The organism is Chitinimonas prasina, assembly GCF_030160395.1.
Classification (GTDB): Bacteria; Pseudomonadota; Gammaproteobacteria; order Burkholderiales; family Chitinimonadaceae; genus Chitinimonas; species Chitinimonas prasina.
The window spans coordinates 952358-973622 of record NZ_BSOG01000001.1 but is presented as its reverse complement, the minus strand read 5'-3'; the positions used below and the strand labels follow the sequence as shown (position 1 = coordinate 973622).

At 62.3% G+C, this 21265-nt stretch carries 20 protein-coding genes; 6 read left to right on the top strand and 14 right to left on the bottom strand.

Features of this window, described 5'->3' with window-relative positions; all coding sequences use genetic code 11:
* The first annotated feature begins 11 nt into the window (after positions 1-11).
* Positions 12-203: a hypothetical protein gene (locus QQK16_RS04605; RefSeq protein WP_284195250.1), complete on the top strand. Its 192-nt coding sequence runs from the start codon at positions 12-14 to the stop codon at positions 201-203.
* Positions 204-231: 28 nt separating this feature from the next.
* On the opposite strand, the gene QQK16_RS04600 is transcribed toward QQK16_RS04605, so the two are convergent.
* The 8 genes from QQK16_RS04600 to QQK16_RS04565 form a co-directional block, all read right to left on the bottom strand.
* Entirely contained in the window at positions 232-1455 is a 1224-nt protein-coding gene (locus tag QQK16_RS04600; protein ID WP_284195249.1) for an MFS transporter, read from the bottom strand.
* Between the two features lie 55 nt (positions 1456-1510).
* Positions 1511-4372, bottom strand: coding sequence for a bifunctional diguanylate cyclase/phosphodiesterase (locus QQK16_RS04595; protein ID WP_284195248.1), 2862 nt, complete (start codon positions 4370-4372; stop codon positions 1511-1513).
* 2 nt (positions 4373-4374) lie between these two features.
* Complete coding sequence (locus QQK16_RS04590) at positions 4375-5193, bottom strand: phosphate/phosphite/phosphonate ABC transporter substrate-binding protein (protein ID WP_284195247.1); 819 nt, start codon at positions 5191-5193, stop codon at positions 4375-4377.
* 422 nt (positions 5194-5615) lie between these two features.
* Positions 5616-6935: an amino-acid N-acetyltransferase gene (gene argA / locus QQK16_RS04585; RefSeq protein ID WP_284195246.1), complete on the bottom strand. Its 1320-nt coding sequence runs from the start codon at positions 6933-6935 to the stop codon at positions 5616-5618.
* A 123-nt stretch (positions 6936-7058) separates the two neighbouring features.
* Complete coding sequence (locus QQK16_RS04580) at positions 7059-9395, bottom strand: bifunctional diguanylate cyclase/phosphodiesterase (RefSeq protein WP_284195245.1); 2337 nt, start codon at positions 9393-9395, stop codon at positions 7059-7061.
* Positions 9396-9409: 14 nt separating this feature from the next.
* Positions 9410-10027 carry a methylamine utilization protein gene (locus QQK16_RS04575; protein ID WP_284195244.1) on the bottom strand — a complete coding sequence of 206 codons (618 nt, stop codon included), beginning with the start codon at positions 10025-10027 and terminating at the stop codon, positions 9410-9412.
* Positions 10027-10269, bottom strand: coding sequence for a hypothetical protein (locus tag QQK16_RS04570; RefSeq protein ID WP_284195243.1), 243 nt, complete (start codon positions 10267-10269; stop codon positions 10027-10029). The genes QQK16_RS04575 and QQK16_RS04570 overlap by 1 nt, the downstream gene beginning before the upstream one ends.
* 363 nt (positions 10270-10632) lie before the next feature.
* Entirely contained in the window at positions 10633-11103 is a 471-nt protein-coding gene (locus QQK16_RS04565) for a WapI family immunity protein (protein WP_284195242.1), read from the bottom strand.
* A gap of 164 nt (positions 11104-11267) precedes the next feature.
* Between QQK16_RS04565 and creB the strand changes: the two genes are divergently transcribed.
* The 4 genes from creB to QQK16_RS04545 all read left to right on the top strand — a co-directional run bounded on the left by creB (position 11268) and on the right by QQK16_RS04545 (position 15360).
* The gene (gene creB / locus QQK16_RS04560; protein WP_284195241.1) at positions 11268-11945 is read left to right on the top strand and encodes a two-component system response regulator CreB; all 678 of its coding nucleotides are present in this window, start codon (positions 11268-11270) and stop codon (positions 11943-11945) included.
* Positions 11946-11949: 4 nt separating this feature from the next.
* A complete protein-coding gene (creC, locus tag QQK16_RS04555) occupies positions 11950-13374 on the top strand; it encodes a two-component system sensor histidine kinase CreC (protein WP_284195240.1) in 1425 nt (474 codons plus the stop codon).
* A gap of 199 nt (positions 13375-13573) precedes the next feature.
* On the top strand, positions 13574-14932 hold the full coding sequence (gene creD, locus QQK16_RS04550; protein ID WP_284195239.1) for a cell envelope integrity protein CreD: 1359 nt from the start codon (positions 13574-13576) through the stop codon (positions 14930-14932).
* A complete protein-coding gene (locus QQK16_RS04545; RefSeq protein WP_284195238.1) occupies positions 14929-15360 on the top strand; it encodes a hypothetical protein in 432 nt (143 codons plus the stop codon). The genes creD and QQK16_RS04545 overlap by 4 nt, the downstream gene beginning before the upstream one ends.
* A gap of 74 nt (positions 15361-15434) precedes the next feature.
* Here the strand turns inward: QQK16_RS04545 and QQK16_RS04540 are convergent, their stop codons facing one another.
* Positions 15435-15605, bottom strand: coding sequence for a hypothetical protein (locus tag QQK16_RS04540; protein ID WP_284195237.1), 171 nt, complete (start codon positions 15603-15605; stop codon positions 15435-15437).
* 235 nt (positions 15606-15840) lie between these two features.
* Here QQK16_RS04540 and QQK16_RS04535 point away from each other — a divergent pair, with 235 nt between their 5' ends.
* Entirely contained in the window at positions 15841-16374 is a 534-nt protein-coding gene (locus tag QQK16_RS04535; protein WP_284195236.1) for a metal-dependent hydrolase, read from the top strand.
* A 57-nt stretch (positions 16375-16431) separates the two neighbouring features.
* On the opposite strand, the gene QQK16_RS04530 is transcribed toward QQK16_RS04535, so the two are convergent.
* The 5 genes from QQK16_RS04530 to QQK16_RS04510 form a co-directional block, all read right to left on the bottom strand.
* Positions 16432-16620, bottom strand: coding sequence for a hypothetical protein (locus QQK16_RS04530; RefSeq protein WP_284195235.1), 189 nt, complete (start codon positions 16618-16620; stop codon positions 16432-16434).
* A gap of 550 nt (positions 16621-17170) precedes the next feature.
* The gene (locus QQK16_RS04525) at positions 17171-17359 is read right to left on the bottom strand and encodes a hypothetical protein (RefSeq protein ID WP_284195234.1); all 189 of its coding nucleotides are present in this window, start codon (positions 17357-17359) and stop codon (positions 17171-17173) included.
* Between the two features lie 457 nt (positions 17360-17816).
* Positions 17817-19142, bottom strand: coding sequence for an ATP-dependent protease ATPase subunit HslU (gene hslU, locus QQK16_RS04520; protein ID WP_284195233.1), 1326 nt, complete (start codon positions 19140-19142; stop codon positions 17817-17819).
* Between the two features lie 9 nt (positions 19143-19151).
* Positions 19152-19685: an ATP-dependent protease subunit HslV gene (gene hslV / locus QQK16_RS04515; RefSeq protein ID WP_284195232.1), complete on the bottom strand. Its 534-nt coding sequence runs from the start codon at positions 19683-19685 to the stop codon at positions 19152-19154.
* 238 nt (positions 19686-19923) lie between these two features.
* Positions 19924-21180: an STAS domain-containing protein gene (locus QQK16_RS04510; RefSeq protein ID WP_284195231.1), complete on the bottom strand. Its 1257-nt coding sequence runs from the start codon at positions 21178-21180 to the stop codon at positions 19924-19926.
* Positions 21181-21265 lie beyond the last annotated feature (85 nt).

Genomic DNA, 21265 nt, shown 5'->3' with positions numbered 1-21265 from the left:
GGGAGAACATCATGCGCTTGCTGATTGTTGCGGCCATGGCCGCCCTGCTGACGGGCTGTGCGACCCACACCGACTATGAGTATGTGGTGGATGCCAAGTATGTGGATGCGGTGAATCGTGGTGCCCGTATTGGTGGTGGCCAGGTTCATTGGGTGCACTATCCCACCATACGCCAGCCGGTGGCACAGCAGCCGGCATCCTGACTGATTGCGGCGTACCTGGCCGGCGCGGCTACGCTGGGCTGGGCTGGTGGCGTTTATCCAGCAAGGCCCATAGCAGGCTTGCTGTGATCAGCAGTGCCAGGCCGCCCAACAGGGTGGCGTAGGCCGCGCTTGTGTCCAGATTCCAGCGATGTTCCAGACTGTGCAGGGCAAAGCCGGCGCCGGCCTGCACGCCAAATGCCACCACAAAGATCAGCAGATTGACCGAGGTGTTGGCGCGGCCAGCCAGCGCAATGGGAAAGCGTGCCGTCAATACGGCATAGCAGAGGCTGCCACCCATGCCAGTGAGGGCGTAGGCAGCAGTCAGCCAGGCCGCTGGCAGGGCCGGGTTGGCGGCCAGCAGCAGCAGGGTCAGCACATGCAGGCCACAGGCCGCGCCATAGACGCTCAGCGGCGCAACGCCATGGCGTGCCAGCCGGGTTGCTACCTGCCCCCAGCCCAGCGCGCCTACCGCTCCTGCCACCATCATCCAGAACAATGCCTGGGTTACGTCCGCCTCGTTCAACAGGCGCACATGGCGTAGCCATTGCCCTACCCACAGGCCCTGCATGGCCATGTGGGAGCCCAGTGCGATGGAGGCCACAGTGGCCAGGCTCCAGAATTCGCGCGCACGGAACACCCTCCAGGTTCCCGCCAGATTCTGGCTCAGGGTTTCGGCTGGGCCGGCCTGAGGCTTGTCGGGGTAGCACCCCCACAGCAGCAGGCTGGCCGCCAGCCCCACGGCGGCTGCGGCCATAAAGGCGCCGGGTATGCCGGCCACCCCGACCAGCCAGGCGATGGGCACGGTGGAGGCCACCGCACCCAGCAAGCCCCACACATGGACCCAGGCATTCATGGCAGGCAGATGGTGCAGATCGAACCATTGGGCGTTGGATTTGATCGCTGTCATCAAGGCGCCCGATACACCCAGACCGATCAGGGCGCGGGCCAGGAGCAGGGTGGATTCGGCACGCCCCACGGCAAACAGGCCGCAGCCGGCCACGGCGACCAACAGCAGCAGGGCATTGACCCGGCGTGGGCCGTAACGGTCGATGGCGATGCCGATGGGGAGCTGGGCGGCCGCGAAACTGAGAAAGTAGGCAGCGGTCATCAAGCCCAGCGCAGCTTCGCTGATGCCCAGTTCGGCGATCAGCTTAGGGGCGATGGCGGCGTTGACCGTGCGCAGTCCATAGGAAAAGAAATAGCCCAGGGCAAAGGGGGCGATCAGGCGCAGGGTAGATGGCATGGCGGGCATGGGGGAATTTTGCCCCAGGGCAGCGCGGCCCGGTTTTATATCGTGTGCCAGATGGCTAGCGATGGGCCATCAGCCGGTAGTCGCTATTTTGCAAAGCCGGATGGTCTGGCGTGGGTTTGTCGAGGTAATAGCCTTGCACCATGTCCACGCCAAACTCCACCAGCATCTTGAGGGTTTCCTCGTTCTCGACGAACTCGGCCACGGTCTGTTTGCCCATGTCGCGGGCGATGGCGGCCATGCCTTTGACGAAAACCTGGCTGTCGTGATCGCGTGGCAGATCGCGGATGAACAGGCCGTCTATCTTCAGCACATGGGCCTTGAGGTGCTTGAGATAGGCGAAGGAGGAGAAGCCCGCACCAAAGTCATCCAGGCAGACGGTACAGCCGGTGGCGCGCAAAGCCTCGATAAAGCGCTGCGCATCGCGCATATCGCTGACGGCAGCCGTTTCGGTCAGTTCCACCATCAAGCGCTCAGGCCTGACCTCATGTTCCTGCAGCAAGTCGTTGATATAGCTGGGTAGGCTGGTTTCGTCGAAGCTGCGTCCGGAGATATTGACCGCCACCGGCGGCATATGGGGATTGCGGGCCAGCAACCGTATGCTCTCGCCTATGACCCAGCGGTCTATATCGAGTATCTTGCCGCTCTTCTCGGCGTGGGGAATGAAATGGCCAGGTGGAATGATCTGGCCGGGGTTGTTGCTGTCCTTCATGCGGACCAGCGCCTCCAGGTGGGCCACTTCCAGCGTTCTGGCTTCGTAGATGCCCTGGAAGTACAGTACCAGGCCATCGTGCTCCAGTGCCTGCTGGATGCGTTCGTTCCAGGTCAGGCGGTTCACCATCTCGCGGCTGGCATCACGCTCGGCCTGATACATGCGCCAGGTTGCCTTGCCGGCAGACTTGGCCTGGTACATGGCAGTATCGGCGTGGGCCACCAGGTCTTCGGCATTCTCGGCATGTTGCGGATACATGGCCACGCCCAGGCTGGATGAAAGCCGCAGGGGCTGGTTGTCCACATTCAGCTGTATGCCCGACACCGTTTGCACGATGCGGCCGGCCAGATGGCTGACCTCCACTTCGCTGCCATTGGGCACCAGGATGGCGAATTCGTCCCCGCCAAGGCGCGCAAAGAACTCATTGCGCCGCACCTGGCCTGATATTTCCTGCGCCACCCGCTTGAGCAGTTCGTCCCCGGCACCGTGTCCAAAGGTATCGTTGACGTACTTGAACTCGTCCAGGTCGAAATACAGCACGGCCAGGGCATCCTGGCTACGTTCCGCCTCGGCCAGCATGCGGGTCAGTTGTTCTTGAAAGGCATGGCGGTTATAGAGGCCGGTCAGGGCATCGCGTTCCGCCAGGAACACCATGCGCTCGTTCAGGAAGTGCTCCTGCGTGACATCCTCGTACACCCAGAGCCGGCCGGTGAAGATGCCCGTCTCGTCCCGTACGGTATAGCAGTGCTGGGTGACGATACGGCCGTCGTTCATGGTCAGGTCGCCGGGGTAGACATCCATGGCCGCCATGGCCTCGCTGGCCTCCAGGTGGGTGCCAAAATCATAGTTGGCTGGACGGTTGAGCGCCGTCTGCAGCACCTGGCCTATGGGCTTGTCGATGATGGGGGTGCTGTCGTCTATCAGCCATAGCGTCTTGAAGGCGGGGTTGTGGAACACCACCAGGTTGTCGTTGTCGACGAACAGCACGCCAAAACGCATGGCCGACAACAGTGCTGTCAGGCGAGCGCGCTCGCCTTCGGCGCGCGACAGATAGGTCTGGTTCAGCGATTGGGACTGTTGCAACTCATAAACAGCCCGCTTGAGTGCCAGCCGGTCTTCCTTGAACTGGCTGTTGTCGTTGATGGAGGCCCGTATGCCCCGGTAGTTGGCCTGGGCATCGTAGATGGGTTGCCAGCTCATGGCCGCCCAGAAGGTTTTGCCGTCGCGGCGCATGGCACGGAATTCGAAATCCTGGCCGGCAGTGCCTTGCAAGGCCTGTTGCACTGCGGTGCCCAGCTTGCCACGCTCCTCCAGTGCGGCCAGTGGCACCGGGAAGTTCAGCATGTCCATGCATTCGCGCACGGTATAGCCCGTCAGGCGGGTGACCGAGGCATTGACCCATACCAGCTTGCCTTCCGGGTCCAGCCAGAGCTCCACCCCATAGGTGTAGTCAGCAATGGCGAGGAACTTCTCCTCGCTTTGCTTGAGCGCATCCAGCCGCTCTTGTATGCCGGTCGACATCTGGTTGAAGCGCTGAGCCAACTGGCTGACCTCGTCATCCCCTTCCACCAGTATGCGCTCGGGCATGCCTGCTGCCGTCTGCCGCTCTGCCGCATCGATCAGGTGGTAGAGCCGGCGGGTAAGCCAAAAGCCGATCAAGGCCAACAGCAGGGCAGAAACGATGGCGCCCACCACCACCACCGAGGCGATCTGCCAGACAATGCGATCGACCGATTCGCGCAGCAGCTCGGTCGAGATACCGAATCGAAGCAGGCCATATTGCTGGCCAGCCAATTCTATGGGGGTGCTGGCATGCACGATGGGTGGGATATCGCGGCCATCATTCAGCTGCTTGAGGTCGTCCGGTGGCGGCAGTGGCGTGCCGCTACCCGGCTCGGCATCCCAGCCCCGCTTGGCGACGACCTTGCCCTGGCGGTCGAACAACACCAGATAATCAATGCCCTCAGGGGTACGCACCCCGTCCAGCAGCTCCGCTGCCGGGGCGTAGTCGAGCGAGGCCATGGGGGGCGCAAGTGCGGCATTAAGCAGGCGAGCTAGTTCCTGTACCCGTACATCGGTAGCCCTGAGTACCATATCGGACCAGACGCGATTGACGTTGGTAAGCAGGACACCGAGCACGGCGAACTGTACCAGCAGGATGGCCAGCACCAGTCTGGCCCGGAGGGTACGGAAGAACGGAACCTGCATGCTTACTCGGCTTTCAATCGGCGCTTGAGTTCGACCACAAAGGGCTCTACCTGATTCAGTTCCCCGTCCTTAAGGGGATCGGCACCGGCGAAACCGATCTTGCCGGCGAAGCTTTCGCCGTGTTCGCGTGAATTGACGATGTTGGCCAGGGTATCTGCATAGCGTTTACGTGTGGCGGCGTCCAGCCGGGTATTAATCAAGACCACCATGTGCGGCAGCGTACGGGTTTCAGCCAACACACGCAGCTTGTTGCGGATATCGGCAGGCATGTTGGCAAAGGCGGTCTTGTTGACGATGGCGGCCTGGGCATCGTTTCGTATCACGGCCATGGCCGCAGCATTGTGGAAATCGTAATAGCGCAGGGCGGGTTTGAGGTTCTGCTTGCGCAACCATTCCTCGCCCAGCATGGCCGTGGCGGTGAGGGGATCAGGCATGGCCACGGTAACCTCGCCCAGCTCACTGACCTGCCGGAGATTGGCCTCGCGCTGCACCACTACCAGGCCTATCAGCTTGCTGCGTCCTATCAGCGCGGGCACGTAGGTTGCCAATTGTTCAGCATAGCGGGCGGTATGGGGGCCGATGACGACAATATCGAACTCTTGAGCCTCCATGCGGCGGACGAATTGGCGATAGTCGGGCGCGGTCAGCAGCACCACCGGCTGGCCCAGGCTGGTCTGCAGGGCATCGCGTAGCGGCTGGAAGCTGGAAATCAACAGGCGTGGGGTGAAGTAGGGCTCCAGCCCTATGCTGACTTCCTTACCCGCGGCATGGGCAAAAAAGGTGTTGGCGATGATGGCGCATAGGCAAAGCCACCTGTACATGGATTGTCTCCCTGGGCTTGTGCGCGGCGCAAGGGAGGCCGGGCCAGGGGCCTCCTGCGCAGCAATGCCGATTAGAACAAGCCTAGCAGATGCTCGGCCGCCACGGAGACCTATCAAGCAGGCCGGTACTGCGGCCATCGCGGTGGGGAGAGGGCAATCCCTTGCCTGGCTTGCCTTGCGCCGGGTGCGGGGAAAATCAGACAGTATCCGACCAGTACTTGTTCAGCCTGACACCGGACTCGACAGCTGTGATGCGCTGAAATACGGCTGCCGGCTTCACTCCCGAACCAGCGAGGGCGGGAGGTGGCAATCAGGGGGAAGGCCCATGGATCAGGCTGGGGTGACGGCCAGCGCCAGGGTTGCCCTGGCGCCTGCTCAAGCCGTCATCTCCGTGCAAGGGCTTGGCTTGCTGGCAGATGCGCTCACAGTGCCTTGATAAACACCTTGGAGCGGCGCTGCCAGTTGTACATGGCCTTTTTCTTCATGGGCAGTACTTCCACATCGGCCAGCTTGAAGCCACGTTCCACGAACCAGTGGGCGGTACGGGTGGTCAGCACGAACAACTGCTTGAGCTTGAGCCGGCGGGCTTCGCGTTCCACGTGCTTCATCAGTTGTTCACCGCGTCCGCCGTCACGGTAGTCGGGATGGACCGCAAGGCCGGCCAGTTCGGCGATATCGCTGTCCTCGAACGTATAGAGTGCCACCGAGCCGATGATCTTGCGGTCATGCTCGAGTACGGCAAAGCGCTCGATTTCGCGCTCCAGCAATTCCCGGCTGCGCTTGACCAGCACCCCTTGCTCCTCCAGTGGTTCGATCAGCGCCAGAATGCCGCCAACGTCGTCGATGGTGGCGCGCCGCAGGGTCTCCAGCGGCTCGCGCGAGATCATGGTGCCTATGCCCTCGTGGGTGAACAGCTCGGTCAGCAGCCCGCCGTCCAGGTGACGCGAGATCAGGTGGGCGCGCGCTACGCCGTGGCGCACGGCACGTATGCAGCAGGGCAGGTAGAAGTCGATATCGTCGGTAACGCGTATCTCCTCGCGCACAAAGCGTTCGGCCTCGGCGGCGGTCAACTCGTTGTGCAGGTGGCCGTTTTCGTCGACCACGCCTGGCTGGTCCAGCAGGAAGATCAGCTTGTCGGCCTGCAGCGCCACGGCTGCCGTGGTGGCCACGTCCTCCAGCGTCAGGTTGAACGCCTCGCCGGTGGGGGAGTAGCCGACCGGCGACAGCAAGATGGTCTCACCGAACTCCAGCCGGTCACGCATGGCGGCGACGTCGAGCTTGCGTACCTCGCCGCTGTATTGCATGTCTTCGCCCTCGCGCACGCCCATGGGCTGGGCGGTGACAAAGTTGCCACCGGCCACCCGGATATCGGCATTGGCCATGGGCGAGTTGGCCAGGCCCATGGATAGCCCGGCCTCGATCTCGAAACGTACCTGGCCTATGGCCTGCAGGACGGCTGAAATGGATTCACGCTCGGTGATGCGTATGCCCTGCTCGAAGCGGCAGGGCAGGCCGCCTTCCTGCAGCCGGGCATTGATCTGGGGGCGGGCGCCATGCACCAATACCAGGTTGACCCCCAGGCTGACCAGGGTGTTGAGATCATGCGCCAGGCTGACAAAATCACCGTCGCGTACCAGGTCGCCGCCAAAGGCCACCACAAAGGTGCGGTTGCGGAAGGCGTGGATATAGGGGGCCGCCTGGCGAAACCAGAAGACGAATTCGGGGGAGCCGATATCGGGCATGGGGTAAGCGCTCCGGGGCAACGAGGGCGGGGTAGGGACGGGGCCAAGAGTAACAAAAAAAGCCCGTGATCCACGGGCTTTATGGGGCTTGTTTTGTGCGCTTGCAACAAGGGGAATCCCTCGTCAGGCCAGGCTGGCGGCATGTTCCTGCTGCCATCGCACAAAGGCATCTGCCGGCATGGGCTTGCCGAACACATAACCCTGTATGCGATCACAGCCCATGCGGGCCAGAATGTCCACTGTGGGCTGGTCCTCCACGCCTTCTGCCACCACCTTGAGCCCCAGCCTGTGGCCCAGGTCTATGGTGGACTGCACGATCTGGGCGTCGCCATCGTTGTGCGCCAACTCGATCACAAATGCCCGGTCTATCTTGAGCTCGGTCACCGGCAGTCGACGGATATAGGCCAGTGAGGAATAGCCTGTACCGTAGTCGTCTATGGCCAGCGACAAGCCCAGAGCGCGCAGCCTGTTCAGCACATCGAGGGCGCGGCCCGGGTCTTCCATCAGGCCGCTTTCGGTGATCTCCAGGCATAGATACTGCGCCGGCATGGCATGCTGCGCCAGCAGGGCAGCTACCTGGTCGGGCAGGCCGGGGTCCAGCAGATCGCGGGTGGACAGGTTGACCGATATCTTGATGGGGTGGTCAGCTGCCACCCATTGGCCGGCCTGGGCGATGGCATGGGCCAGTACCCAGCGGGTGACCTCCCGGATATAGCCGGTTTGTTCGGCAAAGGGGATGAACTCGCCTGGCGGGATAAAGCCCTTATCAGGGTGTATCCAGCGTACCAGCGCCTCGGCCTCATCCGCGCGGCCATCGGCCAGGCTGACCTTGGGTTGGTAGTAGAGGGTCAGCTCGTTGCGTTCCACCGCCTGCTGCAGGTCGCCCAGCAAGGACAGGTGCTCTTCGCGGAAACTCTGCATGCCTGGGTCGTACAGCATCTGTGGTTCGCCGCTGCGCTTGGCGCGGTACATGGCCATGTCGGCACAGCGCAGCAGGTCTGTGGCGTTCTGCCCATGCTCGGGGAAGCCCGCTGCGCCCATGCCGGCCCGCACGTCCAGGGTGCGGCCACCCAGCTCGAATCGCCGGTCAAAGGTGCGGTGTATGCGCTCCAGCGTGGGTAGCGACTGCCCAACCTGCACACCGGGCAGCAGTACGGCGTACTCATCACCCGACAGCCGCGCCACCTGATCTTCAAAGCGGACCGCCTCGCGCAGGCGCTCGCCGACCAAGGCCAGTACCCGGTCGCCGGTAGGATGGCCCAGGGTGTCGTTGATTTGCTGGAAGCGGTCCAGATTGATCAGCAGTACCGTCAGGCTGTCGTCGTGCTCGCGGGCGCGGGCGATGGCTTCGTCCAGCAGCTGGTTGAAGCGCACGCGGTTGGGCAGGCCGGTCAGCGGGTCCTGGAAGGCCAGCTTGGTGATCTCGGCTTCGCGCTCGGCGATGGCGGTCTGCATATGGGCCAGGCTGCCGGCCAGTTGCGCAATTTCACGGGTGTCCTGGGTGGCCGGTTTCTGCTGGTAATCGCCCTGCTGTATCCGCTCCGCCACCCCTGCCAGATCGCGCAAGGGGCCGGTGATGCGGCTGGCGATGCGTATTCCGGCAAGCAGGAAGACCACAATGGCAACCAGCGCCAACACCACCAGGGTACCCTGCAAGGCATAGAACGGGGCCATGGCTTCCTTCAGGGAGCGGGCCAGCAGGGCGTGGATGGGGCCTTCCGGCGTATCGGCCAGCTTGGCCAGGCGGATTTCGTAGTCTTCCTCTTCCAGCGCCAGGCGGCCGGCCATCTGCCGGTCGCTGAGGGTGCCGTTGAGGGCAATGCGCTGGGCCGGCGGCAGGGTGGAGGCCAGCAGGTTCCAGCCGCCCTGATTGCGGCCCAGGAAAGACACCTGCAGGCCTGCCAGGGCTTTCAGGTCGGCTGCGATCTCGTCGTTGATCTCGAAGCCCATGGTGACCCAACCAATGACAATGGGAGCCTTGATCGGCACCACCACCAACTGGTAGAGCTTGCCATCTATGCGCTCTATGCCGCTGGCCCCGCCACGCTCGCCAGCCTTTTCCAGCAAGTCCACAAAGGGATAGGCCTTGCCCACCCGCTCGGGTTTGACGGTATCGGCTTGTATGGTGTTGTCGAGCCGGGACAGCATGACCAGGTCGGCCTTGATGCGGCCACCATGGTTGGCCAGGGCAGAGGCGATGGTATCGGTATCGCCGGTACCTATCGCCTGGCGGAAACCGTAGTCGGTGGCCAGGGCGCTGACCGCCTGCGTCAGCTGCTGGCCCTGTTGCTCGAGCAGGCGGCGGAAGATGCGCTCGCCAGTAACTAGCTCGTGGGCGGCGTTCTGGCGCGAAATACGCAGGTTGGCCACGCTGACCAATACGAAGGTGGCGACCAGTACCAGGGCCAGCAGGCTGGTAAAAAAAACAACAATGCGGGAAGTCAGGCTACGTATGCGCACGGCGGGTAGTGGGTTCAGTAGTTTTGTTTACCAGAGGCGGGCGGTGGCGTCAGCTTGAGCCTGAATGCAAAGGCGCTTGCCGCTCCGGTGCCCAGCTTGATCTTCTGTGCCGGTGCGGCGCTGGTCTGGTAGGGATGCCAGACCTTAAGCTCATACTCACCGGCTGGTAGATCGCCCAGCCTGGCCATGCCACGGGCGTCGGTCTTATCGAACCAGGGGGTATCGACGATCAGCAGATAGCTCACCATCCAGTCGTGGATATTGCAGCCCAGCACCACCTGGCCTGGTTTATCGAACACCACAGGCGAGGAGGGCGTGCCCGAATAGAGCTTGAGATCGAAGGGCTTGGGGGGCGAGAAGGAATAGATGTTGTGGCGGATATTGTCCTTGTTGGGGAAGCTGATCGCCGTACCGACCTGCACCACATTTACCAGTGGCACGAATTCCTTGTCCACCTGGTCGATGATATGCGCAAGCTTGCCCTTGGGGGCTTTGGCCGAGAGGGGCGCCGCATAGGCCACCACTTCATCCAGCGGTTTGCCTGCGGCATCCAGTACCTGGACCTCTACCGGTATGGCCAGAGCGCAGAGGCTGGACAGCGCCACCAGCAGGCGGGGTAAGCTTGCATGCATTATGGTTTCGCCTCCATCAGGGCCAGCTCTAGGAGCGCCAACTGCGCCAGCTCGGTAGTGTGGCGGCCGGCATGCGATTGCTGAATGACGTCGCCCGAGTGTAGGCCGGGGCTGCTGCCGAATTGGCACTGCTGTCCGGCCGGAACGGCGGCGTGGTCGCCCAGCCTGTCATGCAGGATGCGGGCCGACACCGGCAGGGCAAGGGCGGCGATGAGGCTCAGCGGGACAGAGGTCAGGCGCATGCAGCACTCCGTGGCGGAATAGCATTCAAAGTATAGACTTAAGTGTCAGGCCGCAACTTGCCGCTAGTGAGCGGACGCCCGCCCCGGGGGACATGCCTCCTGCTAGGCACGGCGTGGCGGTATGCTGCCGCGGATGGCACCAAGTACGGCGCTGTGGGTGGCAGGCAGCACCGCCGCACGCACGATCGATGCCGTGATCTTGGGGCTTGATTAGTGGCAGCCGAAGATAACCTTCCCTTGTTCCGCGATTTTTGCTTCGCCGAGGCGTCCGTCTCCAGATGGCCCTGCCACCGCTTTTGCATCGCAGCAGCCTATACCGAGCTGAAAGCGATACTAGGTGGCTGCGGCTATTGCGCGATTACCTTATCCCGCGCCGCGTGCAGGGTATTGCGATAGGGACTGGTCTAGTACTGCAACGATGGTACATAGCTGCTCGTTACTCAGGTTGAAAATGATCTGCCAGGTTTGTGCTTCAAATCCAAACTGATGCAAGGGGAACGGCGGTTTCAGCTCGGCATCGAGTTCCACCCCGATACGAACGTGTGCTGGGTCCGATCGCAGAAAGTGGAAAGTGAAGCACGGCTCAGTGAAATCGACGGTTGCGTACTTTGGCAATCGCCGATGTTGCAGATCATGGAACCAGTTGCGCAGATCAAGTAGTTCATTCACTTCTATTGCAGGATCGATACGCCCGAAACATTGGTCATCATGATGGACTGTGAGATCAATCAGAAGCCAGTCCTCATCGGGGGAGTCTGGAAACTGATAGCCGGCCACACGCAGTGTCAAATGGACGTTGCCCTCAACGTTCCACAGGTCGATAGTTTCGTCCATACAGGTAATGAGTGCTCTCGGTGAACTGTATCAGGCCATGGTAGCCAGAGGTTTGACCAACTCGCGCTGCACCATCTTTAGCCAGGCAGTGTAGCTGCCCTATTATCACCTTTAAGCGAGGCTGAACCGCACTGGGTCGCAACGTAGCCGCTACAATCGGCACCATGAGCAAACGTATCCTGCTGATAGAAGACGAAGCGGCCATTGCCGACACCATTGTTTATGCCTTGCAGCGTGAGGGTTATCAGGTGAGCTGGCATGGCTTGGGCCGTGATGGACTGGCGGCGCTGGATGCCGACGGTGCGGCGCTGGTGGTGCTGGACGTGGGCCTGCCGGATGGCAGCGGCTTTGATCTTTGTCGCGAGCTCCGCCAGCGCCATGCTACCCCGGTGATCTTTCTGACGGCACGTGGCGATGAGATAGACCGGGTGGTAGGTCTGGAGCTGGGTGCCGATGATTATGTGGTCAAGCCCTTCAGCCCGCGTGAACTGGTTGCCCGCATCAAGGCCATTTTGCGGCGTGGTGCGCCGGTGGCGACAGCACCAGCCAGCGGTGGCCTGCAGCATGATGTGGGCCGTGCCCGCATCTGCCTGCATGGCCAGCCACTGGAGCTGACACGCTATGAATACCGCCTGCTGGCCCAGTTGATGGCCCAGCCCGAGCGGGTGTTCAGCCGCAGCCAGCTGATGGATGCTGTCTGGCAAGACCCGGCCGCCAGCTTCGAGCGCACCGTCGACGCCCATATCAAGAGCCTGCGCGCCAAGCTGCGCGAGGCCGACCCTGCCTGCGATCCCATCCGTACCCACCGTGGCCTGGGCTATAGCTTGAGCTGGACGGCCTAGCCCCATGCGCATAGGCATACGCATCTTTCTCGGCTACTTCGTCATGATAGGGCTGGTCGCCTGGTTCCTGCTCGATACCGCGCGCGAGCGGCTGCAGCCGGCTTTGCGCCAATCCATGGAAGACACCCTGGTGGACACGGCCAACCTGCTGGCCGAGTTTGCCCGGGCCGACCTGGTGGCCGGTACTGCCGGCCAGGGTACTTTCGCCCGCAATGTGGCCAGTTTCAGCGAACGGCGGCTCAATGCCGAGATCTGGGGGGTGCGCAAGGACCGCCCCAATCACCGCATCTATCTGACCGATGCCCAGGGTAGGGTGCTGTACGACTCCGACCAGTTGGCCGTGGGGCAGGATTACTCGCGCTGGAACGATGTCTACCTGACCCTGCGCGGCCGCTATGGTGCCCGCACCAGCCGGGGCGACCCGGACGACCCGGCCACCTCGGTGATGTATGTGGCGGCCCCTGTCATGCACCAGGGCCAGCGCATAGGCGTGGTCACGGTGGCCAAGCAGTCCGGCAGTGTGCAGCCTTTCTTTGACCAGGCGCTGGCAGGGTTGACCAAAGCGGGTGTGTTCGTGCTGGTGGCGGGCATGCTGCTGGGCCTGCTGCTGTCGTGGTGGATTACCCGCTCGCTGACCCGGCTGGAGGACTATGCCCATGCTGTCGCGCGCGGTGAGCGGGTCAGCCTGCCCGAGCTGTCGGGGCGTGAGGTGAGGGTGCTGGGACGGGCGCTGGAGGGTATGCGCGCCAGGTTGGAGGGCAAGCAATATGTGGAGCACTATGTGCACAGCCTGACCCACGAATTGAAGAGTCCGCTGGCCGGTATACGGGGGGCGGCCGAGCTGATCGAGCCCAGCATGCCGGCCGACGACCAGGCGCGTTTCCTCGGCAATATCCGCCAGCAGACCGAGCGCATGACCGAGATCATCGACCGTTTGCTGGCACTGGCCAGGCTGGAGAGCCGGCAAACGCTGGATGCGGTCGAGCCTGTCGAAGTGGCTGATCTATGCGAGGAAGTATGCGCCAGCAAGGCGATTGCCCTGGCGGCGCGGCAGCAAACCATCGTACGGCATGTGCCGGCGGGGCTGCAGGTACAGGGAGAACGCTTCCTGCTGGGGCAGGCCCTCTCCAACCTGCTGGACAATGCCATGGCGTTTGCGCCTGCGGGTAGCCAGATTACCCTGACGGCCAGCCGCCAGGGCGGGCAGTTGGCGCTGAGTGTGCGCGACCAGGGATCGGGCGTACCCGACTATGCCCAGGCCAGGGTGTTCGAGCGCTTCTACTCGCTACCGCGCCCTGATGGCGCCCCCAAGTCCACCGGGCTGGGCCTGCCTTTGGTGCACGAGGTGGCGGCGCTGCATGGCGGCAGCATCAGTCTGGTCAATCACCCGCAGGGCGGCGCAGTGGCGACCTTGCTGCTGCCAGGGTGAGGGGCTTCATGGGCTCACTCGATGTGGTGCGGGTAGGCGCTGCTCTGGCGGCAACCCTCTCCTGACACTGCGCTACCCATCCGATCCGCTGGTCTATGCCAAGTGGCCGGCGCGACTTCATACAACTTCACAAACAGCACATCGTCAGCGCACATGGGCTGGTCACACTGGCTCCCGTTATTCAAAGGGGAGTTACAAGATGTCCAGATCCATGATGTGGAAATTGCTGGCCGTGGCGGTGCTGGCCTTGCTGCTGTTGATCCCGCTGAGCATGGTGCGGGGCCTGGTGGCCGAGCGGCAGGCCTACCGTGCCGATGCGCTGCGGTCTATTGCTGACGGTACGGCAGGCAGCCAGACGCTGAGCGGACCGGTGTGGGTGCTGCCCTACCGGCAGCAGGTGACCGAAACCGTGAATGCCGCAGCCGGCACCGTCCGCACGGTGTGGCACGAGCGTGAGATACGGGTGTTGCCGGACAAGCTGGCGGTGGCCGGCAAGCTGGGCACCGAGCCCCTGCAGCTTGGCATCTACCAGACCCGCCGCTATATGGCTGACCTGACGGTGACCGGCCTGTTCAAGCTGCCGGATCTGGTGCAGCGGGATGGCGAGGGCCCGATAGAGTGGGGCCAGCCCTATCTCAGCGTCGGCATAGAGGACGTACGTGGCATCAAGGCCAGCCCGATTGCACAGTGGGCGGGCGGCACCACCCAGTTTGCACCGGGTACCCGGCTCAAGGCTTTGGGGGGCGGCATTCATGCCAGCCTGCCGCGCCATACCGGGATGGCCGCCAGTGTGCCCTTCAGCTTCCGCCTGAGCCTGGGCGGGATGGATGACCTGCATGTGCTGCCGCTGGGGCGGGATACCGAGGTGTCGCTGCAGTCGGAATGGCGGCATCCAAGCTTTGTCGGCCGCTTTCTGCCCGAGATGCGCAAGACCGGTGACGAGGGGTTTACCGCCCGTTGGCGTACCAGCTGGTTTGCCAGCAACCTGAACGAGCGCTTTGACCAGTGCGCCATCAGCGCTGAATGCGATGCCATGAACAGCAGCAGCCTGGGTGTGCGCCTGATCGACCCGGTGGATGTCTACCTGCAGTCCGACCGGGCCGGCAAGTATGGCTTTCTGTTCGTGTTCCTGACCTTCTCGACCTTCTTCCTGACCGAGGTACTCAAGCGGGTGAGCATACATCCGGTGCAGTACGGTCTGGTGGGGCTGTCTCTGGCGGTGTTCTTCCTCTTGCTGCTGTCATTTGCCGAGCAACTGCAGTTTGCCCCGGCCTATGCCCTGGCGGCGGCAGCCTGCGTGTTGCAGAACGGTTTCTATGCCAGCCATGCGCTGGGCAGCCGCTGGCGTGGCCTGGGGTTCGCGGCGCTGCTGAGCGGCTTGTACGGCATGCTCTACCTGCTGCTGCGCTCCGAGGACTTTGCCCTGCTGCTGGGTTCGCTGCTGATCTTCGGCCTGCTGACGGTAGTCATGGTGCTGACCCGCAAACTGGACTGGTATGAGCTGGGCTCGGACAACTCGGCCGATTACGTGAAGGTTACGCAAGGGAGCGAAGCATGAGTGCGATCATCATGAGCTATGTGGATACCCGGCGGCAGGAGCAAAGCCGGCGGCGCTTGGTCAAGGCAGCACAATGGTGTGGCTTGCTGCCCATGCTGGCTGGCAGCTTGATACTGTTGGGCTGGGTGGCGACGGGCAGCAATCTACTGCCTTTGTTGGGCGGGCTGAACGTGGTGCTGGGCATCGCCCTGTTCGGCGCCGGCCTGGGCCTGGTGTATGCGCTCTACCTGCAAACCGGGCGCACCCTGCCGGGGATGGGCGTGGCCTTGGGCCTGTTGCTGGCCAACTTCCCCCTGGCCATAGGTTATGCGGTGGTGGCGGGCAAGGTGGAGGAGCAACGGATGCAACAGCAGCAATGTCGGCAGATGGCAAAAAGCTGGGGTGACGAGCCTACTGGCCTGGCCGATGCGAGACGGCCGCCGTGTTGATGCCGGGCAGGCATTGAAGCGCTGAGCCTCGGCATGGCGAAGGGATGGTGATTAGCGCCATCCCTTCTGCTGGCTCATGCCTGGGCCTTTGTTTGGGCCGCTGCGGGCTGATCATGCTGGGCCAGGCTGCGTTCAAAGTGATGTTGGGAGACGGCGCTGAAGCCTTGCAGGGTCAGCATCATGGCCACGGCAACTGCGGCGGCGGCGCTCAGGCGGACGATCAGGTCTTGGGTCTGGCTCTTCATGGTGTGGCTCCTGGGTGGCGTTGCATTTCGATGGACGTATCTTGGCAAATGCCAAGGCAAAGGAAATCCGAAAGGCGACGGTATGCAGGAACGGCGGGATGAACTACGGGCAGGCCTGACAAATTGCAGGGAAGTAGCCCGCGCCTTTGTCCTGCCATGATTGAAAACAAGGGATTGCATTACTGTCGCAGGTTATCCGCAGATAGTGCTGCAGACCTCTGGGAGCATTAAATTCATGCCAACTATCTTCAGCCACGCCCTATTGCCACTGGCCGTCGGCCTGGGTTTGGGGCGTAACCGGGTACCGCCTGCGCTGCTGCTGGCGGGTATGCTGGCCGCTGTTTTGCCCGATGCCGATGTGATTGCCTTCAAGCTGGGCATCCCCTACAGCGACAAGCTGGGTCATCGTGGCGCCAGCCATGCACTGCTGACGGCATTGGTCGTGTCGGGGCTGGCCTGTGGGGTGGTGGCCCGCTGGCGCAGTGCGTGGGCGTGGTGGTTTCTGTTCTTCGCCATGGCGTCACATGGCTTGCTTGATAGCCTGACCGACGGCGGCAAGGGCGTGGCCTTGCTTTGGCCCTGGTCGGATACGCGCTGGTTTGCCGGCTGGCGCCCGATCGAGGTATCGCCCATAGGCTGGTCGCGGTTCTGGTCGGCGCGGGGCTGGGAGGTGGTGCAGTCGGAATTCGTCTGGATCTGGCTGCCTTGCGCAGCCTTGACGGCGATGTTGCTGCTTTGGCGGGCTAGCGTGCCGTGGCGGCGTAGCTAGTGGGTGGCAGGAGTGCGAGGCGTGTGTACCTGCCGGCTCCTGCCTGCCTGCACATGATCAGGCCTGCTGTTGGTTGGTGGCACGGGCCAGTTGCACGGTAGCGGTCTTCGCTGCGTCCTGGGCCAGGCTGCGTTCGATGCGGTGCTGCGACAGATTGCCTATGCCTTGCAGGGTGACCAGCATGACCATGGCAACGGAAGCAGCGGTAGTCAGGCGAACGATCAGGTCTTGGGTCTGGGTCTTCATGGTGTGGCTCCTGGGTAGTGGCGTTGTGTTTCGATAGGCGTATCTTGGCAAAAGCCGACACGCAAGGAACGCGGAAGGCGACGATATGCAGAAATCTGGGGACGAACTACAAGCTGGCCGGATAAATGACACGGCATGGTCTAGCAGGAGACGGATGGCAGGGCGTTTGCACATCCAACCGCGTTAGGCCGGGCAGGGTTGCCACTAGCGCAAGGCACGATAGGTGGCTAGGCAGTGAGTGCGGTTGCAGGATGGCGAATTGAGTCTGCCTTGATCATGCGATGCGATGTCAGGGCGACCGTCTGGCAGCATGGCGTGGCGCCCCAGTGTGCGTTGTCGCGCGTCTGACCATGGCTTGATCACGGTTTGCCTGCAGGCTATGCCTTTGGGCGGAATGCGGAAGGGAGCTTGCGTCGGTATCTGGCTGCCTTGCGCAGCCTTGACGGCGATGTTGCTGCTATGGCGGGCTAGCGTGCCGTGGCGGCGTAGCTAGCGGGTGGCAGGAGGGCGAGGTGTGAGTACCTGCCGGCTCCTGCCTGGTTGCACATGATCAGGCCTGCTGCTGGTTGGCGGCGCGGGCCAGTTGCACGGTAGCGGTGTGCGCTGCGTCCTGGGCCAGGCTGCGTTCGATGCGGTGCTGCGACAGATTGCCTATGCCTTGCAGGGTGACCAGCATGACCATGGCAACGGAAGCAGCGGTAGTCAGGCGAACGATCAGGTCTTGGGTCTGGGTCTTCATGGTGTGGCTCCTTGGTAGTGGCGTTGTGTTTCGATAGGCGTATCTTGGCAAAAGCCGGCACGCAAGGAACGCGGAAGGCGACGACATGTAGAAATCGTGGTGCGAATAGCGGGCAGGCGGGACAAATGACAGAGGGTGGCCCTTGCCACCCTCTGTTTGCCTAACTGTTTGCGCAATGAAACGGCAGCGCCGAGTGCGGTCCAGCGCCAGGGTTGCCCTGGCGCCTGCACTGCCCTCACCACCCTGATATGACTTGAGTCCAAAACAGGCGCTGAAGCCCATTCAGAAAGATATCGAGCGTCAGCGAGGCTCCCGCGCGGCGGCGCGGGCGGGGGGTGTGGATTCAATCAAGGGGAGAGCCTACTGGTTCAGACTGCGCAGGCGTTTAGCGCCAGGGTTGCCCTGGCGCCTGCACTGCCCTCACCACCCTGTTATGACTTGAATCTATATCAGGCTCTCACAGTACGTAGCGGGCCAGATCCTCGGACTGCGCCAACTCGCCCAGACGGCTATCCACGAAAGCCGAATCTACCGTGACCTGGCCTGCCAGGGCACCGAAGGCCACTTCTTCCAGCAGTCTTTCCATCACGGTGTACAGTCGGCGGGCACCGATATTCTCGGTTTTCTCGTTGACCTGGTAGGCAATCTCGGCCAGCCGGCGTATGCCGTCATCGGTCCAGTCCAGCTGGACCGATTCGGTGGCCAGCAGGGCCTGGTATTGGCGGGTGAGGCAGGCGTCGGTGCCGGTCAATATCTGCTCAAAGTCGGCCACGCTCAGCGAATCCAGTTCCACCCGGATGGGGAAGCGTCCTTGCAGTTCCGGTATCAGGTCGCTGGGCTTGGCCAGGTGGAAGGCGCCTGAGGCGATGAACAGAATGTGGTCGGTCTTGATCATGCCGTACTTGGTGCTGACCGTGGTGCCCTCCACCAGCGGCAGCAGATCGCGCTGCACGCCCTGGCGCGACACCTCGCCGCCCTGGCCCTCGCTACGGCTGGTGACCTTGTCTATCTCATCGATAAAGACGATGCCGTTCTGCTCTACCGCTGCCAGTGCCTCGGCCTTAAGGTCGTCCTGATTGACCAGCTTGCTGGCTTCCTCGTCCACCAGCAACTTGAGGGCGTCAGCCACCTTGAGCTTCTTGGTCTTGCGCTTTTGCTGTGCCATGCCCTGGAACATGCTTTGTATCTGGTTGCTCAGGTCTTCCATGCCGGGCGGGGCAAAGATCTCGGTGCTCATCTGGGCATCCAGCACTTCAATCTCGATCTCCTTGTCGTCCAGCTTGCCCTCGCGCAGCATCTTGCGGAATTTCTGCCGGGTTTCGCTGTTCTCCGGCGTGGCGGCCGGATGGATGCCGAACTGGGCCGGCGGTGGTGGCAGCAAGGCATCGAGCACGCGTTCCTCGGCAGCGTCTTCGGCCAGCGCCCGTACCCGGCGGGTAGCGATATCGCGGGTCTGCTTCAGCGCCATCTCCACCAGATCACGGATGATGCTGTCCACATCGCGGCCCACATAGCCCACTTCGGTGAACTTGGTGGCCTCCACCTTGATGAAGGGGGCGTTGGAGAGCTTGGCCAGGCGCCGGGCTATCTCGGTCTTGCCCACGCCGGTCGGGCCTATCATCAGGATGTTCTTGGGCGTGATCTCGCTACGCAGTGGCTCGGCCACCTGCTGGCGGCGCCAGCGGTTGCGCAGGGCGACGGCCACGGCGCGCTTGGCCCGATGCTGTCCGACGATATGCTTGTCCAGTTCGTGGACGATTTCCTGGGGAGTCATCTGGGTCATGGCGTGGCCTTACAGCGTTTCGATCAGGTGGTTCTGATTGGTATAGATACAGATGTCGCCGGCTATCTCCAGCGACTTCTTGACGATGTCGGCCGGTGCCAGCGCCGTATTCTCGAACAGGGCGCGGGCCGCCGCCTGGGCAAAGGCGCCGCCTGAACCTATGGCAGCAATGCCTTGCTCCGGTTCCAGCACATCGCCATTGCCTGTGATCACCAGGGTGGCTGTCTTGTCGGCCACGATCAGCATGGCCTCAAGCCGGCGCAGCATGCGGTCGGTACGCCAGTCCTTGGCCAGCTCCACCGCCGAGCGGAGCAGATGGCCCTGGTGCTTCTCCAGCTTGGCTTCGAACCGCTCAAACAGCGTAAAGGCATCGGCCGTGCCGCCGGCAAAGCCAACCAGCACCTTGTCGTGATAAAGCTTGCGTACCTTGCGGGCGGTGGATTTGATGACCACGTTGCCCAGGGTGACCTGGCCGTCGCCGCCGAGCGCGACCAGATCACCGCGGCGCACCGAGACGATGGTGGTGCCGTCGAATTGCTGCATAGGGGGAATCCCGTTGGTGTGAAACGATAGTTTCTAAGATGGGATTGGCTGGAGAAAATGCAAGCACGGCATGAGTTGGATAGACGGAATCCTGGCCTCTCAGTGCAGTGCATGCACCCAGCGCCGCTGGCGCTCATACGCCTCCCCCCGTTTGGTGGGCAGCAGCAGGTACACAAAGCGGGTGCGCAGCGGTGCAATCGCCAGGCCAGGCGATTCGTCAGGCGACGGTCGCTACGGGCTACTTCTTGCGAACTATCGTCGCGACATCCGAGATGCCCATGATGCGGAACAGCGCCACGATCAGCTCATTGGCGCCAAAAATGGTAACGCGCTTGGACTGGGCCGTGAGGCCTACCAGCACGTTCATCAGCATGCCTGCGCTGACAAAGTCCACCCGCGGCACATGTGAGAAGTCAATGCGGACTTCGTCGTGGCTGTTGGCATAGGTATTGAGCGCAGTAAACATCGCTTCGGTGGCGGAGATGATGGCACCATCAAAACGGTAGGCATCCAGCACCGGCTCAGGTGGCGGTGCCTCGGCACGCAGCTTGGCTTCTTCGGCAGCGACTTCTGCGACCGTCTTGGTTTTGGCTGTGGCATCCCATGATGGCGGCGACATTTCATAGGTCACGGCGTAATCCACTGCCGTATTCTCGAAGTCTTCCTGCAAGCCCAGCAACTGGAATATCTCCAACAGCAACAGCCAGTAAGGGGCTTCGTCGTCGACCTTGCGCATGACCTCGATGCGGGCCTTGAGTTTTTCCGCCAAGGCTGGGCCACCTGTGGGCTGGAACTTGGCTTTCTTTTTCTTGAATTTCACCCAGCGCGCCACGATGGCGGCGGCGGCGGCTGGTTCTATATCTTCAATACGGCCGAAATCCAGCCTAACCGCCACACCGCCTTGTGTGTGCTTTTCCAGCTGATCCAGCAAGACTTCGATGCCGTCGGCTATCACCTTCTGCGGGAACAGAAAGTATGGGCCGCCCGCCTTGGCTTGCGGCGTGGCTGCGGGCTTGGGCTTGCTAGTATCTGTATTGCGCCAGACCGGGGCGCTGCGTTCGTAAACCACCACGAACTTCATGGCCAGTTCGTCGAACTCGGCACGACGATTGCGCATTTGATAAAGGTCGAACAGCATCAACCAGGTATCGAAGGCATGCTGTCCTTCGGTGGTCTCGATATCGGCCGCCAGGATGCTGATGGCGTCGTCTATCTGGTCATTGGCGAAGCTGATGGCAGCCTGCTCCATGGCCGGAGAGAGTTGATCGCTGGATTCGACGACATCGATACGGGCGCCCGAGATGGTGGTCGGCCCTATGGTGGTGAAATCCAGTACCGGTAATTCGCGCTGGTCTTCGGCCTCTTCCTTGCTGGACGACGAACCACCTGCCTGTGCGCCGGGAGGCGGCGCTACAGGCTTGGGCTGGATAATGCGCGGCTGCCTGGGCAGCGGCTCATCCGGCTCTGCATCTTTTTTCTTGAAGAAGGAAAACACCACAGATTCTGACCCCGATTACCTGTGCAAAGCCGCACGGTGTGCCGATTCTACTGCTTGCGCCGAACGATGTTTAGCCCGGAAT

What these genes read in the sequence shown, in the direction of transcription:
- QQK16_RS04570 (WP_284195243.1), bottom strand. Translation starts at nt 10,269, where the DNA reads ATGCGCCTGACCTCTGTCCCGCTGAGCCTCATCGCCGCCCTTGCCCTG.
- creB (WP_284195241.1), top strand. Translation starts at nt 11,268, where the DNA reads ATGAGCAAACGTATCCTGCTGATAGAAGACGAAGCGGCCATTGCCGAC.
- QQK16_RS04575 (WP_284195244.1), bottom strand. Translation starts at nt 10,027, where the DNA reads ATGCATGCAAGCTTACCCCGCCTGCTGGTGGCGCTGTCCAGCCTCTGC.
- QQK16_RS04535 (WP_284195236.1), top strand. Translation starts at nt 15,841, where the DNA reads ATGCCAACTATCTTCAGCCACGCCCTATTGCCACTGGCCGTCGGCCTG.
- hslV (WP_284195232.1), bottom strand. Translation starts at nt 19,685, where the DNA reads ATGCAGCAATTCGACGGCACCACCATCGTCTCGGTGCGCCGCGGTGAT.
- QQK16_RS04600 (WP_284195249.1), bottom strand. Translation starts at nt 1,455, where the DNA reads ATGCCCGCCATGCCATCTACCCTGCGCCTGATCGCCCCCTTTGCCCTG.
- QQK16_RS04530 (WP_284195235.1), bottom strand. Translation starts at nt 16,620, where the DNA reads ATGAAGACCCAGACCCAAGACCTGATCGTTCGCCTGACTACCGCTGCT.
- QQK16_RS04605 (WP_284195250.1), top strand. Translation starts at nt 12, where the DNA reads ATGCGCTTGCTGATTGTTGCGGCCATGGCCGCCCTGCTGACGGGCTGT.
- QQK16_RS04595 (WP_284195248.1), bottom strand. Translation starts at nt 4,372, where the DNA reads ATGCAGGTTCCGTTCTTCCGTACCCTCCGGGCCAGACTGGTGCTGGCC.
- argA (WP_284195246.1), bottom strand. Translation starts at nt 6,935, where the DNA reads ATGCCCGATATCGGCTCCCCCGAATTCGTCTTCTGGTTTCGCCAGGCG.
- QQK16_RS04565 (WP_284195242.1), bottom strand. Translation starts at nt 11,103, where the DNA reads ATGGACGAAACTATCGACCTGTGGAACGTTGAGGGCAACGTCCATTTG.
- creD (WP_284195239.1), top strand. Translation starts at nt 13,574, where the DNA reads ATGTCCAGATCCATGATGTGGAAATTGCTGGCCGTGGCGGTGCTGGCC.
- QQK16_RS04545 (WP_284195238.1), top strand. Translation starts at nt 14,929, where the DNA reads ATGAGTGCGATCATCATGAGCTATGTGGATACCCGGCGGCAGGAGCAA.
- hslU (WP_284195233.1), bottom strand. Translation starts at nt 19,142, where the DNA reads ATGACCCAGATGACTCCCCAGGAAATCGTCCACGAACTGGACAAGCAT.
- creC (WP_284195240.1), top strand. Translation starts at nt 11,950, where the DNA reads ATGCGCATAGGCATACGCATCTTTCTCGGCTACTTCGTCATGATAGGG.
- QQK16_RS04525 (WP_284195234.1), bottom strand. Translation starts at nt 17,359, where the DNA reads ATGAAGACCCAGACCCAAGACCTGATCGTTCGCCTGACTACCGCTGCT.
- QQK16_RS04540 (WP_284195237.1), bottom strand. Translation starts at nt 15,605, where the DNA reads ATGAAGAGCCAGACCCAAGACCTGATCGTCCGCCTGAGCGCCGCCGCC.
- QQK16_RS04590 (WP_284195247.1), bottom strand. Translation starts at nt 5,193, where the DNA reads ATGTACAGGTGGCTTTGCCTATGCGCCATCATCGCCAACACCTTTTTT.